This is a genomic window from Serinibacter salmoneus (genome assembly GCF_002563925.1).
In the GTDB taxonomy this organism is placed as follows: Bacteria; Actinomycetota; Actinomycetes; order Actinomycetales; family Beutenbergiaceae; genus Serinibacter; species Serinibacter salmoneus.
Window position 1 is genome coordinate 2,852,571 of the sequence record NZ_PDJD01000001.1, and the last position, 14,537, is coordinate 2,867,107.

Annotated in this window: 9 protein-coding genes; 5 read left to right on the forward strand and 4 right to left on the reverse strand. The window is 70.0% G+C overall.

What is annotated here, in order from left to right; all coding sequences use genetic code 11:
- Positions 1 to 34 precede the first annotated feature (34 nt).
- Positions 35 to 976, reverse strand: a complete 942-nt coding sequence (locus tag ATL40_RS12735; protein WP_098469868.1) for a DUF5926 family protein — start codon at positions 974 to 976, stop codon at positions 35 to 37.
- 146 nt (positions 977 to 1,122) lie between these two features.
- Here ATL40_RS12735 and pgm point away from each other — a divergent pair, with 146 nt between their 5' ends.
- From pgm to trxA, 3 genes are all read left to right on the forward strand, one after another.
- Entirely contained in the window at positions 1,123 to 2,802 is a 1,680-nt protein-coding gene (gene pgm / locus ATL40_RS12740) for a phosphoglucomutase (alpha-D-glucose-1,6-bisphosphate-dependent) (protein WP_098469869.1), read from the forward strand.
- 389 nt (positions 2,803 to 3,191) lie between these two features.
- Entirely contained in the window at positions 3,192 to 4,427 is a 1,236-nt protein-coding gene (locus ATL40_RS12745; protein WP_245867091.1) for an MFS transporter, read from the forward strand.
- A gap of 122 nt (positions 4,428 to 4,549) precedes the next feature.
- Positions 4,550 to 4,939 carry a thioredoxin gene (gene trxA, locus ATL40_RS12750; protein ID WP_098469870.1) on the forward strand — a complete coding sequence of 130 codons (390 nt, stop codon included), beginning with the start codon at positions 4,550 to 4,552 and terminating at the stop codon, positions 4,937 to 4,939.
- A gap of 209 nt (positions 4,940 to 5,148) precedes the next feature.
- On the opposite strand, the gene ATL40_RS12755 is transcribed toward trxA, so the two are convergent.
- On the reverse strand, positions 5,149 to 10,053 hold the full coding sequence (locus tag ATL40_RS12755) for an ExeM/NucH family extracellular endonuclease (protein WP_169925979.1): 4,905 nt from the start codon (positions 10,051 to 10,053) through the stop codon (positions 5,149 to 5,151).
- Between the two features lie 350 nt (positions 10,054 to 10,403).
- Here ATL40_RS12755 and ATL40_RS12760 point away from each other — a divergent pair, with 350 nt between their 5' ends.
- Both ATL40_RS12760 and ATL40_RS12765 read left to right on the forward strand, forming a co-directional pair.
- Complete coding sequence (locus tag ATL40_RS12760; protein ID WP_098469872.1) at positions 10,404 to 11,096, forward strand: hypothetical protein; 693 nt, start codon at positions 10,404 to 10,406, stop codon at positions 11,094 to 11,096.
- 150 nt (positions 11,097 to 11,246) lie between these two features.
- Positions 11,247 to 12,695 (forward strand): glycosyltransferase family protein, encoded by a 1,449-nt coding sequence (locus ATL40_RS12765; protein ID WP_143556980.1) that lies wholly within the window; start codon positions 11,247 to 11,249, stop codon positions 12,693 to 12,695.
- Between the two features lie 22 nt (positions 12,696 to 12,717).
- Here ATL40_RS12765 and ATL40_RS12770 read toward each other — a convergent pair whose 3' ends face one another.
- Together ATL40_RS12770 and ATL40_RS12775 are read right to left on the reverse strand one after the other, a co-directional pair.
- The gene (locus ATL40_RS12770) at positions 12,718 to 13,224 is read right to left on the reverse strand and encodes a helix-turn-helix domain-containing protein (protein WP_211283125.1); all 507 of its coding nucleotides are present in this window, start codon (positions 13,222 to 13,224) and stop codon (positions 12,718 to 12,720) included.
- 67 nt (positions 13,225 to 13,291) lie between these two features.
- Positions 13,292 to 14,512: a serine/threonine-protein kinase gene (locus ATL40_RS12775; RefSeq protein WP_169925980.1), complete on the reverse strand. Its 1,221-nt coding sequence runs from the start codon at positions 14,510 to 14,512 to the stop codon at positions 13,292 to 13,294.
- Positions 14,513 to 14,537 lie beyond the last annotated feature (25 nt).

Below are 14,537 nucleotides of genomic sequence, written 5' to 3' on the forward strand. Positions count from 1 at the left end.
CCTCCACGGGTCTTACTCTACGTTGCGCAGCGCTTTAGCGGAGATTGACCTGGCGAGAAATGAGACCTGCCCGCGCGCGTCGCTCCTGCGGCGAGAGTGCGTCGGTCGTCGCGAACGCCGCCTGGAGCTTCTCGGCCATCGCGGCCACGGCGTCCGGCAGTTCGTCGGCCTCGGTGCCCCGCACCAGTTCCCACACCGGGATGAGCACACCGCACGTGCGGAACGCCCCGATCAGCCTGGCGCCCTCCTCCAGCTCGGACTCCCGCCGGGCATGCACTCGTGCGAGCGCGTCCAGGGTGGCCTCGTCCTCCTGCGGCACGGACCACCGCAGGAACTCCTTGCCGTTCATGCGGCACCAGTACGCGGTGCCGAGGTCGGTCTCGCCGTCGGGGACCGCCACCGGCTGGGTGGGCACGATCAGTTCGTTCGCGCTGTCCAGGGCACCGGCGATCTCCGGGTCGGAGTCCTGTCCGGGGGCGAGCCAGTAGCCGAAGTCGCTGAGCACCTCCACCTCGAACCCACCGGAGAGGTCCAGCACGTCCTGCAGCCGCGGGCCGGGCTCGGGGGCGTCCAGGGACCCCAGCGCTTCACCCGGTTCCAGCTCCAGTGCGGCGAGCAGGGCGTGGGCGATGTCGCGGCTGGCGTCCCCGCTGCCACCGACGGTCTGCAGCGCCACCTGCACCACGCCGTCGGCCCGGTGCAGGGCGGGCAGCAGGTCCGGCAGCAGGCTGACGATCTGCACCTCACGGGAGCCGTACTCGGCCGTCGTGGTGACGGGGGCGACGGCGGAGGGCACGACCTCGCGCAGCGCCACCCAGTCGGACTCACCGGGCAGGCCCTCGAACGGCCGCGCCACGAACGGCACGACGGCGCGGCGCGGCTTCGGCGGGGTCGGCGCGTCGGGGCGCTCCCCCGGGCGGGTGGAGTCGGCCGCGCGTGCGGCGGGGCCGTTCTTGCGACGGTTCTTCTTGCCCATGAGCGGCAAGCCTAGTCGCCACGCACGCCCCTGGGCACCGCGCCCTGCCTCCCTGCGCACCGTCGCGGAGGCCTGAGGTCGACGTGCCGGCTCGGCTCGCGAGATTGGGCCTGCCCATCGGGCCTCGCCAGTGGCAGGATCAAGGTATGCATGAGCGCGCTGGCCAGGTGGCCCTGCCCGAGGATCTCATCGACGTCGACCACGTGATCGGCCTCTACTACGACACCGTCCCGAGCGTGGACGATCCGGTGCAGAAGGTGGTGTTCGGCACCTCTGGTCACCGCGGCACCAGCCTGAACGGCTCCTTCACCGAGACGCACATCGCAGCGATCGCGCTCGCGGTGGCGGAGTACCGGCGCGGCCAGGGGATCGACGGCCCGCTCTACCTCGGCCGGGACACGCACGCGCTGTCCGAGCCGGCCGAGCGCACCGTGATCGAGGTGCTGGTGGCCGCCGGGGTGGAGGTGCGGGTGGACGCCCGCGGCTCGTTCACCCCGACCCCCGCGGTCTCGCACTCGATCCTGCTGCACAACGGCGCCCGGACGGATGCCGGGGTGCGCACCAGCGGGCCGGGGATCGCGGACGGGATCGTGATCACGCCGTCGCACAACCCGCCCGCGGACGGCGGCATCAAGTACAACGCCACCGACGGTGGCCCTGCCGGGGGCGAGGTGACCGGCTGGATCGCGCGCCGTGCCAACGAGCTGGTTGCCGCCGGCCTCGGCTCGATCACGCGGGTGCCCTACGAGCGCGCCAAGGACGACGCGCTCGTGGTGGCGCACGACTTCCGCTCCACCTATGTGGACGACCTCTCCTCGGTGATCGACATGGACGCGATCCGCGAGGCCGGGGTGCGTATCGGCGCGGACTCCCTGGGCGGCGCGAGCGTGGAGTACTGGGGCCTGATCGGCGAGCAGTACGGGCTGAACCTCACCGAACTGCACCCCCAGGCCGACCCGCGCTTCCCGTTCATGACGCTGGACTGGGACGGGAAGATCCGCACCGACTGTTCCTCCCCGTACGCCATGGCCTCGCTGCTGCGCACCATGCAGCCGGGCGAGGGCGGCCAGGCCCCGTTCGACATCGCCACCGGGAACGACGGCGACTCCGACCGGCACGGCATCGTCACCCCGGACGCCGGGCTGATGAACCCGAACCACTACCTCGCCGTGGCGATCGACTACCTCTTCCGCAGCCGCACCGGCTGGCCGGACTCGGCCGGGGTGGGTAAGACCCTGGTCTCCTCCGTGCTCATCGACGGCGTGACCGCGGACCTCGGGCGCCGCCTGATCGAGACCCCGGTGGGCTTCAAGTTCTTCGCGGAGGGCCTGCTGCACACCACGATGGGCTTCGGCGGTGAGGAGAGCGCGGGTGCGTCGTTCCTGCGTACCGACGGCCGGGTGTGGACCACCGACAAGGACGGGTTCATCCTGGACCTGCTCGCCGCGGAGATCATCGCGAAGACGGGCAAGAGCCCCTCGGCCTACCACCGTGAGCTCGTGGCCAAGCACGGCGAGAGTTTCTACGCCCGCATCGACGCCCCGGCAACGCTGGAGGAGAAGGCGGCGCTGAAGAGCCTCTCCCCCGAGGCCGTGACCGCGACCGACCTGGCGGGCGACCCGATCACCGCGCGCCTGGTGACGGCGCCCGGCAACGGCGAGCCCATCGGCGGGCTCAAGGTCACCACCGAGTTCGCCTGGTTCGCCGCCCGGCCCTCCGGCACCGAGGACGTCTACAAGATCTACGCCGAGTCCACCCGCTCCGCGGAGCACCTCGCGCAGGTGCAGGACGCGGCGCGGGCCGTGGTGGCCGACGCGATCGGCTGACCCGCCCGGGGCTGCGCTGCACCCCCACCCGCCGAACGCCCTGGAGCCCGCGGGAGCCCGGGGCGTTCTGCCGCGCCCTGCCGTGCGGCCCTCCCCCCGCCGAGCGTGTGCTTACGCCGCCCCTCCCCCGCCGAGCGTGTGCTTACGCCGCCCCTCCCCCGCCGAGCGTGTGCTTACGCCGAGTTTCCGCGCGCGGAGCCTGCACAACCCATCGCTCGGCGGCCCGGCAGCGGGGCTCCGCCTGCAGAACCACCTCGCGGCACCTGCAGAACCACCTCGCGGCACCTGCAGAACCACCTCGCGGCACCTGCAGAACCACCTCGCGAAGGAGACGGAGAACACAACCGACCGGCTCGTCGGTTAGCGCGTTCCGGTGCCACAATCGTCGTGTGTTCGCTCCGTACCGCCAGATCCTGACGAAGCCCGGGGCCTGGAAGTTCTCACTCTCCGGGTTGCTGGGTCGCTTCCCCATGTCGATGGCCGGCATCGGCATCGTCCTGATGGTCTCCGACGCGAGCCTGTACGGCTCCTACGCGCTCGCCGGCCAGGTCTCGGCCGCCTTCATCGCCGCCCAGGCGATCGCGGCGCCGCTGATCGCCCGCCTCGTGGACTGGTACGGGCAGGCCCGCATCATGCGCCCGGCCATCATCGTGTCGATGAGCTCGATGGTGCTGCTCGGCATCGCCGCCACCCGGCTGGCGCCGGAGGTCGTGATCTTCGGCCTCGCCATCCTCGTGGGCGCCACCATGGGAAGCCTCGGGTCGCTCGTGCGCACCCGCTGGAACCAGGTGGTCGACAATCCGCGCGAACTCCACACCGCCTACTCCCTCGAGGGCGCGTTCGACGAGGTCGTGTTCGTGCTCGGCCCCATTCTCGCCACCGTGCTCGCCACCACGCTGCACCCGACCGCCGGCATCGCGCTGACCGTGCTGACCGCCGTCGTCGGTGGGTTCTGGTTCCTCGCCCAGCGCGAGTCCGAGCCCACCCCGACCCCCCGCGTGGCGGGGCAGAAGCGCAGTTCCCTGCTGCGTATCCCCGAGATGCTGCTGCTGATCGTCGTGTTCGTGTTCCTCGGCATGATCTTCGGCGGGACCGACGTCTCGACCGTCGCCTTCGCGGAGGAGTCCGGCAACAAGGCGCTCGCGGGCGCCGTCCTGGCCTGCTTCGCCAGCGGTTCCCTGGTCGGGGGCCTGCTGTACGGCGCGCGGGAGTGGCGCACCGCGCCCTGGACGCGCTTCGCCGTGGGCACCCTGGCCCTGGCCGTCGGCGTCTCCCTGTTCTTCTTCACCACGCACCTGTGGATGCTGGCCGTGGTCATGGTGGTGGTGGGCGGCGCGATCGCTCCCACGCTCATCACCGGCAATGCCCTGGTCCAGGTCACCGTGCCGCGCGAGCGACTCACCGAGGGGCTGACCTGGGTCGGTACCGCCCTGGGCATCGGCGTGGCGGCGGGGTCCGCCGTGGCGGGCCCTCTCATCGACGCGTACGGCTCCCACGCCGGGTACCTGGTGTGCCTCGGGGCCGGCATCGTCATGGCCGTGCTGACCCTCGTGAGCGTGCTGTACCGGCGGCGCCGGGCCCGCGAGGTCGAGGCGCTCGCCGAGTCCGTCCTCCCCGTGGCCTGACCGCACTGGGCGCCCGGGGCGTTCACCCACGCGAGCGCACGACGGCGTGGGGCCGGGAATCTTCCCGGCCCACCTGGCGTTGGCCCCTGTGAACCACCAATCAACCCCAGGGAGAGACACAGATGGCCACCATCGAGCTCACCGCCCAGAACTTCGGCGAGACCATCCAGCAGAACGGCACCGTCGTGGTGGACTTCTGGGCCGAGTGGTGCGGCCCGTGCAAGCAGTTCGCCCCCACCTTCGAGAAGGCCGCGCAGGAGAACCCCGACATCACGTTCGGGAAGGTGGACACCGACGCCGAGCAGCAGCTCGCCGGCCAGGCGCAGATCACCTCGATCCCCACGCTCATGGTCTTCCGTGACCAGATCCTCGTGCACCGTTCCTCCGGTGCTCTTCCCCCCGCGCAGTTCAACCAGCTCCTGACCGCGGTCAACGACCTGGACATGGACCAGGTCCGCAAGGAGATCGCCGAGCAGGAGGCCGCCAAGGCCGCCGACGGCGCCGAGGTCTGAGACCACGCTCCCGCCACCGGCGGGAGTCCGAAGGCCCCGAGGCCGCGTGACCGCAACCGGTCACCCGCCTCGGGGCCTTCGTCGTGCGCGAGTCAGGGTCACCTGCGCAGCAGGGTCGTTCGCCCAGCAGCCATGCAACGGCGCCGGCCCGAACGAGTCGGACCGGCGCCGCCGATCGTGCTAGGCGCTCAGGCGCCCCTGATCAGCCCTCACTCCATGTGGTCGAAGCGGTAGAGGAAGGCGGCCATGGCGTCGCGGGCGACGTCGTTGAGTGGCTTGTACTCCGAGGTGCCGTTGTTGCCGACCCAGCCGGTGGCGATTCCGGTGGCCTGCATCCAGGTGATCTCGGTGTAGAACATGTTGCTGGTGGACACGTCCACGAACGGGGAGACCGTGGGCGGGGTGAACTCCGGCTCATCGGCCATCCGGTACAGGAACGCGGCCATCGCATCACGCGCGATCGGCTCCAGCGGACGGAACTCGCGGCCAGCAGAGGTCATCCACCCGGTGGAGATCCCCTCCTCATACAGCCACGCGATCTCGGTGTAGAACATGTTGCTGGTGGACACGTCCACGAACGGCGACGTGGCCGGCGGGGTGTAGTCCTCCACGTCCGCCATCCGGTACAGGAACGCCGCCATCGCATCACGGTTGATCGGCTCCAGCGGACGGAACTGCGCGCCCTGGGGCGTCATCCACCCCGTGGAGATCCCCTGCTCATACAGCCACAGGATCTCCTCGTAGAACATGTTGCTCGGCGCCACATCGATGAACGGCGAACCGATCACCTCCACCGGCATCGTGACCGTGGTCCCCGAAGGCTGGGCCACCAACACCAACTCACTGGCACCCGCCTGGCCTGTGGCCGGCAGGACCAGGTCCACCACGGCCTGACCATCGACCACGGGCACCTCACCCACCTCGGTCTCACCCAGCCACACCGTGGCCGTGGTGTTCTCCGGAGAGTTCAGGCTCGTGAGGTTCAGCATCGAGGCCGTGAACACCACCTGCTCACCCAGGGTGACCTCCTCCGGCTGGTCCTGGACGGCCACGGCCTGGCGGGCGAAGTCCGGGGAGACCGGGGAGGCCTCGGTGAGGTAGTCGATCCACGCATCCCGGTCCACCAGACCCGTATCGCGCGTATCGCTGCCCTCGGTGAACACCCGGAAGTTGTCCCCACCCTGCAGCAGGAAGGAGAAGGACCCCACCGTGTAGGACCCAGCCGGGTCCAGCGGCTCACCATCGATCATCACCGAGGTGATGTGCCGACCCTGATCATCGGCGTCACCCAACAGCACACCATCCCCATCAGGGTCCACCTCATAGGTGTAGGTGACATTGGAGGACAACCCCAACTGCAGATAAGGCCGCGAGGGGACCTCACCCTCACTGGTGGTCTGCCACTGCTGCTCCAGCATCTCCACCACCTGCTCACCCGTCAACGTCGTGGTCCACAGGTTGTTCAGGAACGGCAGCACCGCATTGGCCTCGGCGTAGGTGATCACACCGTCCTGGTCGTAGTACAGCTCCGCGCGCAACCCACCCGGGTTGACCACACCGATATCCGCACCACCACGCAACTCATCCGACAGGGACGCCAACAGCGCATCACCCACCAACGCGCCCAGCGTGGACTCACTGGCCCGGTCATCACCCTTGGTCGGCAACGCACCCTCCACCAGGTCCCACTCATAGAACCCATCCACGAACGACCCCGCAGCATTCGCCGTGGTGATGTCCGCCGTCACCTCACCGATCGGCTCATCACCGATCTCCGCAGCAACCTCCAACGCGGCCTGCACGATCTCATCGACCTCAGCCACCATCGGGAACTCGGCGATCAACTCCGCATCCGGCGTGGTGGAACGCGCAATGTTCTCCGCACTGGCCGAGACCACCTCACCCGTGGCCGGATCGAACTCCAACAGCACCTTCCCCAGGAACTCCCCATAGGAACCGGTCTGCACAATCGGACGCTCCCGACCCGGCTCACCAGGCACCGGAGCCATCCACGCATACTCCTTGTGCGTGTGACCCGTGAAGATCGCATCCACCACCGGGGAGGTCTCCTCCACGATCTGCGCGAACACACCACCCGCAGCAACCTCCTGCTCCAAGGTGGAACCATCCGGAGTCCCCGCACCAGCACCCTCGTGGAACTCCGCCACGATGATGTCCGCCTCACCATTGCCCTCATCACCATCAGAGAGCTGCGCCGCCACACGGTTGGTCGCCTCCACCGGATCACCGAAGGTCAACCCCTCGATCCCACCCGGGGACACCAACGCCGGAGTCTCCTCCGTCACCGTCCCGATCACCGCCACCGAGACCCCACCAGCATCCAAGATCTCGTACTCCGGCAACACCGGAACACCAGCAGCGTCATACACATTCGCACCCAGATACGGCCAGGCAGCGTTCGCGCCACCCTCCATCACCCGATCGATCAGATCATCCAACCCCTGATCGAACTCATGATTCCCCACCGCCGACGCAGCAAGGCCCAGCGCGTTCAACACATCAATCGTGGGCTGATCACCCTGCGAAGACGACGCGAACACCGACGCACCAATGTTGTCACCCGCCGACAAGAACAAGAACGACCCACCAGCATCGGAGATCAACTTCTCCTGCTCAGCAACCGTCCCCGCAAACGCCACCGTATTCCCATCAATACGACCATGGAAATCATTGATGTTCAACAGACCCACCAACTCGGTCTCGCTCTCCTCGCCTGCGGTCAGGCCGACCACGATCGGGTCGTGGTCGCTGGAACGGTAGGCGGAGTCGTCGTAGAACAGCGTGCCGTGGTTGTTGTACCGGCTGTACTCCAGCGCCACGGACTCCGGGGCGTTGATGTTCCAGATGTCGGCACCGGTGGCGCGGTCCATTGCTGCCTCGTTCAGCAGCACGTGGTCGAGCGAACCCGACAGACCCGAGAAGCTGTAGCTGTAGGACTCGGGGTCCAGTTCGGCGCCCGCGTTGTGGAAGCCCTCCGCGTAGAAGACCTGCAGCGGGTCCTCCATCGTGTAGGAGTTGAAGTCACCGATCAGGGCGACGGCGTCGCCGTCCTCGGTCACCTCGGGCAGCCAGTCGCGCAGGGCCTCGGCCTGGGCCACGCGGGAGGCGTTGGAGCTGCCCTGGCCGTCACCGGCGTCCTCGTCGCCGGGCAGCGGCCCGGCCGAACCCTTGGACTTGAAGTGGTTCACGACCACGAACACGCTCTCGCCGCCGTCGGCAGGCTCGAAAGCCTGACCGATCGGCTCACGGGCGTTCACGAACGGCTCACCGGATCCGCTCTGGTCGCCCAGAGCGCGCGACTCACCGACCGGGGTCGCCTCGGCGACCTGGTAGATGATCGCGTTCGTGATCACGTCCTGCTCATCGAGCGGGGGCAGGTCCGCGGAACTGGGCACGTAGGCCCACACGTCGGAGCCCTCGGCCGCGTTCAGTGCGTCCACCAGCGTGGCGGTCGCCTCGTCCGCGGTCTCGCCGAGCACGGCGGAGTTCTCGATCTCCATCAGGCCGACCACGCTGGCATCGGTGGCGGTGATCGCGGAGACCAGCTTGTCCTGCTGACGCTGCAGGTCGGCCTCGCCCCACGCGCCGCGCGGGTCGCAGCCGGTGCGCACCGTCACGGGGTTGCCGTCGCGGTCGGTGTAGGCCTGGCATCCCGCGGTGTCCGCGCCCAGCGTGGTGAAGTAGTTCAGCACGTTGAAGGACGCGACGGTCAGGTCCCCGCCGACCTCCTCCGGCGCCGCGGTGCGGGTGTCGGCGAAGGTGGCCGGCGCGTCCGCGTCCGCGAGCAGCGGGCTGGTCGGGTTGAACGTCCAGGCGCCGAAGCGGTAGTCGACCACCAGCGGCTCGGTGAACGTCACCGGCGTCCCGACCCGCACCGGCTCGGTGAGCGAGACGTAGGGCGGCGTGAGGTCACCGTTGCTGAGGTAGTTGGTGGTGGTGGCGTCATCCAGGACCACGCCACGTGCCTCGTTGTCGGCCTCCACCGCGTCGGCCTCGGGGCTGCCCGGGAGCGCGACCTCGGTCGGCTGCAGCAGCGGGCCGGTGCCGGCCGCGAGCCCGACGGAGCCGTACTGGTTGGTGGCGTAGGTGTTGGAGACGGTGAAGTCGCCCTCGGGGGCGATGAGCATCGACTCGATGACCTCGCGCTCGGCCTCGGTCTCCGGCCAGGTCATGGCCAGCGGCACGATCGGGTCGGCGGCCTCCTCCAGCACGGTCACGCCGCCGGAGGCCACGGAGATCTGCGTGAGGCCGGAGTACTCCCCGGCGTTCCCGGTGACCTCCACGAAGTCGCCGATCTCCACCTCGCCGACGGTGGCGGAGGAGTAGATGAAGATGCCGTCCGACGCGGTGCGCGACTCGGTCTCGCCGCCGGTTCCGGCGGTCTGCAGCACGTAGCCGTTCATGCCACCGCTCGGGTAGGCGGCGGTGACGATCCCGCGGGTGGTGACGGCCTCGCCGTCGTACGGGGTCATGTCACCGGTGCCCTGGATCTCGGCGATGGTGAGCTCGATGGGCTCCGTGGGCTCCGCGTCGTCGGCGAGCGCCCCCGGGGTGGGCGTTCCCGCGGTGAAGTCGTCGCCGTTGTTCGCGGTGTTGGTGCCCTCGGCGTCCCGGGCGACCGAGGTCGTGTTGTTACCCGCGGGTGCCTGCGAGCCCGCGTAGGCCGCCCCGGTGCCGAAACCCACGAGGTCGACCACGGCCGCGTCGGAGGCGCACGCGGTGGTCTGGCAGCTGAGCGCTCCCGCCTGCGAGGCGAGGGCGACATTGCCGTTGCTCGCGGACATGTTGAATCTCCCGGTGGCATCCGGGGTGGGCAGCGGATCGCCATTGGCTCCGCCGTCCAGCTCGACGAGGTAGAGCTCGCCTGCCGGGATCTCGCCGCTGAGACCGGCCACGCCGCTCCAGTTCGTACCGGCGGACGATGCGTACTGCACCGACCAGCCGTCCACGCTCACCGCGGCATCGCTGGTGTTGCGCAGTTCGATGTAGTCATGGGTGTACGTGGCGCCGGTGTTGCCGCCACCGCCGTAGACCTCGTTGATGACAACCGCGGCGGCGGGATCGACCGCCGCCCACGCCGAGGCGGGAACCATCACGGTTCCCGCTCCCGCAATCGCTGCGGACCCGATCAGGGCCGCCGTTCGCTTGAGTCTGTGCACAGATCCATCTCTCTGTCGGTGAACCATCAAGCCGTCAGATTAAGGAGGCCGTGCGACGCCGCCGTGATACGTGCGTGTCCAGGGCATGAACGTTGCGGGCCCCCTCACCTGCGTGCTCGATGAACGTATCGGGGGACACCGACATCCGGTATCCCCAGAGGCGGACCTTTACCGTTTCGTAACCTGCGGGGCGGTGGGTGGCGTCGCGGGACGTTCGGCCTCTCCTCTCGCGGTCGGGCGCGCGCAGGAGCACAATGGTGCGCACTCGTTCCCGGTAGGACGCCATGACCTCGCACCTGCATCCTCCCCTCGACGGGCGGCGACACCTCCTGCGCCGCGACCGCGCCACCTTCCTCGAGGCTGTGACCGTGCTGGCCGGGGAGCGGTGGAGTGACAGCCCGAGCGGGACCGACCCCGTGATCGCGGCACTCGCCCGGTCGGTCAACGCCCTCGTGAGCAACCCAGCGCGTGAGCGCCTGACCCCGTTGGTCCCCCTCGCCGTCGGGCTGCGCTCGGATGAGCCGCACTGGAATGCGTGGCTGAGCCTGCGCGTGATCGGTGAGGTACTGCCCACCGCGCCCGAGGTGCGGCAGCGTTCGCTCGCCGTCGGCGTGCTCGCCGCCGCCCGCACCCTGCGAGGATCCGAGCACGACGGCGCCGCTCACCGCGGCCCGGTGGTGGACTCCCAGGGGCTCACCCCGGGCGCGCGCGCCGCGGCGGAGCAGGTGCCGGCGGCGCTGCGGTGGGCCCGGGAGTTCATCTCCTCGAACGCGGATGGGCACGCCTCGGGCTCCGAGCCCTACGGGACGGATGCCGCCTCGAGGGTGATGGAGAACGCCGCTCACGCCATCGTGGAGTCGACGGCGCACGATCCGGACGGGGAACTCATCCGGTTGCTCGCCGGCACCCTGGTGGCGGCGCGCGCGTGGGCCGGGCTGCCCGAGGACGCGGCAGACCTCCTGGACTACACCTGGTAACGGGCCCCGGTCGCTCCCGGCTGCACGAGACCCGGCTGCACGAGACCCGACTGCACGAGACGCCGAGGTTGCGCGACACCGCCCGAGAATGACGTGAATACCAAGAGAATCTTGGTACGGTCGAAAGCCCACAGAGCAAGGAAGCCGAGCGTGAGAACACCTGCGCATCTCCTGCGAACACTGCGTGCGCTCGCCCGGCGCGTGGTGACCATCGACGAGCAGGTCTCCGCGCTGCGCCACGAGCAGCAGGACGCCCGATCGGACGCCGCGGCGCGGGCTCTCGCCGCGCAGGAGCACCGCGATGCGCTCGCCGGGCGCGCCACCGAGGAGAACGCCCGCATCGCGGCGGACCTCACCGCGCTTCGCGCCCAGGTGGGGCAGGCTCAGCGCGACGCCCGCCTGGCGGCGCGTCGTGCCTCGCTCCGCGGCCCCACGCTGCGGGTGGTGATGCTCGTCCACAACCCCAGTGCGTGGGGATCCCTGGATGCTGTGCACACCCTGATGAGCGCCGCCGAGGACATCGACGTCACGATCGTCACGATCGGGAGTCATCAGGGCGGCCTGGGTGACCTGCGGGGCGAGGACGCCGCCCACGAGGCGATGGTCGCGCGCGGCGTGCCGCACCTGCGCTGCCCCGAGGATCGCGACCCCATCGACCTCCTGCACGTCCTGGACCCCGACATCGTGTTCCGACAGTCCCAGTGGGACGCCGACATCGACCCACGTCTCGGTTCCGAGGAGCTCGGGGCCTTCCGCACCTGTCTGGTGCCGTACGAACCGCTGAACACCATCCATAATCCCGACGCCGGGGACACCCTGGACACAGGAGTGGACTCGGAGTTCCACCACCGCGCGTGGCTCGTGTTCACGCCGCGCTTCGCCTACGAGCGTGCGGTTGCCGTGGGGCGCCGGGCTGGGGCGCAGTACCGCGCCGTGGGGCACCCGAAGGCCGATGCCCTCCGCGCCGCTGTGCCCGCGTGGCCGCTCGCCGGCGACGCGCCGCGCATCGTCGTCAGCACGCACCACTCGCTCTCGGACACCTGGAACAACTTCGGCCTGCTGGATCGGGTACGAGATGACCTGCTGGCGTGGGCGCGTTCGGGGGACCAGGAGTTCGTCTGGTCGCCCCACCCCTACCTGCTGCCGTTCGTGCACTCAGGGCGGGCGAAGATCTCGCAGGAGGACCTGCGCGCGTGGCGGGCCCAGTGGGACGCGCTAGGGAACACCGCCTCGGCGTTGAGCTCGGACTACCCCGCGCTGCTGGCCGCCTGCGATGTGGTGGTCACCGACGGCATCAGCATGCTGCTGGAGGCCCAGGTCGTCGGGAAGCCGGTGGTCTTCCTCGAACGCGACGAGCACGTCCCCTTCAACGAGGCGGGCCGGCGAATGCTGGCGGGAGTGCACACAGCCCGAGGCGTCCCGGAGGCGCAGGCTCTCGTGACCGCACTGGTGCGGGACGGCGATCCGTTGCGCGAGGTGCAGCAGCAGGTCGTCACGGACCTGTTCGGCCCCCCGGGCGCGGCCGAACGCATCGTGGCCGCCATCCGCGAGCAGGCCCGGCGCGACGGCTGGCGCCCTCAGCCTGGCTCGCACTCCTGACGCCGGTCAGGCACCCAACCGGTCAGGAACCGATCGCGCGGCGGTAGTGCTCCTGCGCGTCCTCGTGGCTGCCGGTTCCGTACACCAGGAGGACCTCCGCGAGCGCGGGGTGCTCCTGCTGGAGCAGGCCGGCCGCGTGGCGCAGTTCACGCCCGGCGGCGACCTCTCGCAGCAGCCTGCGGACGGCGGAGGCGGCATCGGGCGGGGATATGGTCGCCGCCTGTGTGGTCCATCCGGTGGTGCGGACGGACTCCAACCGAGCCGTGAGCTGGGGAAGGGTGAGGGGGGTCACCTCACCCTCCAGCGACTCCAGCACGCGGATCCTCTCGAGCACCACCGGGTTGCCGATCTTGACCCGGTGACCCGCCATGAGTTGGGAGAGCATGGGCGCCGAGAGTCCGAGAAGTCCGGCGAGTTGGGACTGGTTGAGTTGGAAGGTCACCAACATGCGCCGGAAGATGTCCCCCAGGGACTCCCCGTACAGCTCTCGTTGCGCCTGAAGGTTGCGCCCTGTTGCCTCGTCGCCCACGATGCTCCATTCTTCGCTATCGCAAACACTGTACGCGAGGCGACCCCGACCCGCACGGGTCCAGCGCTCACCCCAGTCCGAGAACGACCGCGAGGACGAGCAGGGCCGCGCCCGTCGCCACCGCGACGAGGGGGAGTGCGATCCCGCGCCGTGCACTCTCGCCGTCGCCCGCCACACCCGGGGGCCGCTCATCCTCCGACGAACTCGGCGACCCAGTGGGTTCCGGCGCCCCGGCCGGCTCCGCGACCTCCGTCGTCTCCGCGTCCCCGGTTGCGCCCTGCGCCAGGGTCGGCAGGGTCGGCGGCGAGAGGAGCGCGGACGGTGGCGGCGAGACGGGCGCGGGAGGCACCCCGGCCCGGCCGTCGAGGGAGTCCGACCCGTTCGGTGAATCCGGCAGCGGCCCACACGGACCCCACCCCTGCGGGTAGGGCGGGAGGTGCTCGAACACCTCGACAGGGTCCGCGCCCCCCGGGGACTCCAGCACCCGGACTGTACGCAGCGCGTCGGCAGCCGCCGCTGCGTCGGGACGTCGCGCGGCATCCGAGGCCAGCAGGTCGGCAATCACATCGCGCACCAGCCACCGCCCGGAGGCATCGACGAAGTCGTCGCTCTCGAGAAGGGCCGCTGCGGCAGCGGCGGTGAGCTCACTACCCGAGGCACCGACCACAGGAGCCTGCCCGGTGAGCATCTCGACCGCGCAGACCCCCGCGGAGTACTGATCTGCAGCAGGCGAGGGCACCCACCCCTCACGCAGACACTCCGGAGCCACGTAGCCGGGGGTGCCCGAGGCATACGGGCCGTGGGTGAGTCGTGGGGCGCCCAGCGCGGAGGCGATACCGAAGTCCGCCAGCCACAGGTGAGGCGCGCCTCGGCCCGTGGCGTCCAGGAGGAGGTTGGCCGGCTTCACGTCTCGGTGCACCACACCCTCGGCGTGGATGGCCGCGAGGGCATCGAGCATCTGGATCACCATGGGCACCACCCAGGCGATCGGCAGCGCCCCGTGGTCGCCGATCAGTGCGGCGACCGACCCGCCGCGCACCAACGGCATCGACAGGAGTACCCGGTCATCCGAGCCGGCCCACCCCGTGGGCGCGAGCACGTGATCGTGGTCGATGCGCACCGCCTGCTCCCGGACGAAGCGCACCAGGGACGCCGCATCGACCTGCCGAAGCACCTTCGCCGCGACATAACAGTCCGCCGCCTGATCCCAGGCGCGCCAGACCACGCCCGACCCTCCGCTTCCCAGCGGATCGACGAGCTCGTACCGACCCGCGAACACATCCCCCACGTCGCCCATGGTAGAGAGGTCACCG

Coding starts and splice junctions, on each gene's coding strand:
- ATL40_RS12735 (WP_098469868.1), bottom strand. CDS start 976: ATGGGCAAGAAGAACCGTCGCAAGAACGGCCCCGCCGCACGCGCGGCC.
- pgm (WP_098469869.1), top strand. CDS start 1,123: ATGCATGAGCGCGCTGGCCAGGTGGCCCTGCCCGAGGATCTCATCGAC.
- trxA (WP_098469870.1), top strand. CDS start 4,550: ATGGCCACCATCGAGCTCACCGCCCAGAACTTCGGCGAGACCATCCAG.
- ATL40_RS12755 (WP_169925979.1), bottom strand. CDS start 10,053: ATGGTTCCCGCCTCGGCGTGGGCGGCGGTCGATCCCGCCGCCGCGGTT.
- ATL40_RS12760 (WP_098469872.1), top strand. CDS start 10,404: ATGACCTCGCACCTGCATCCTCCCCTCGACGGGCGGCGACACCTCCTG.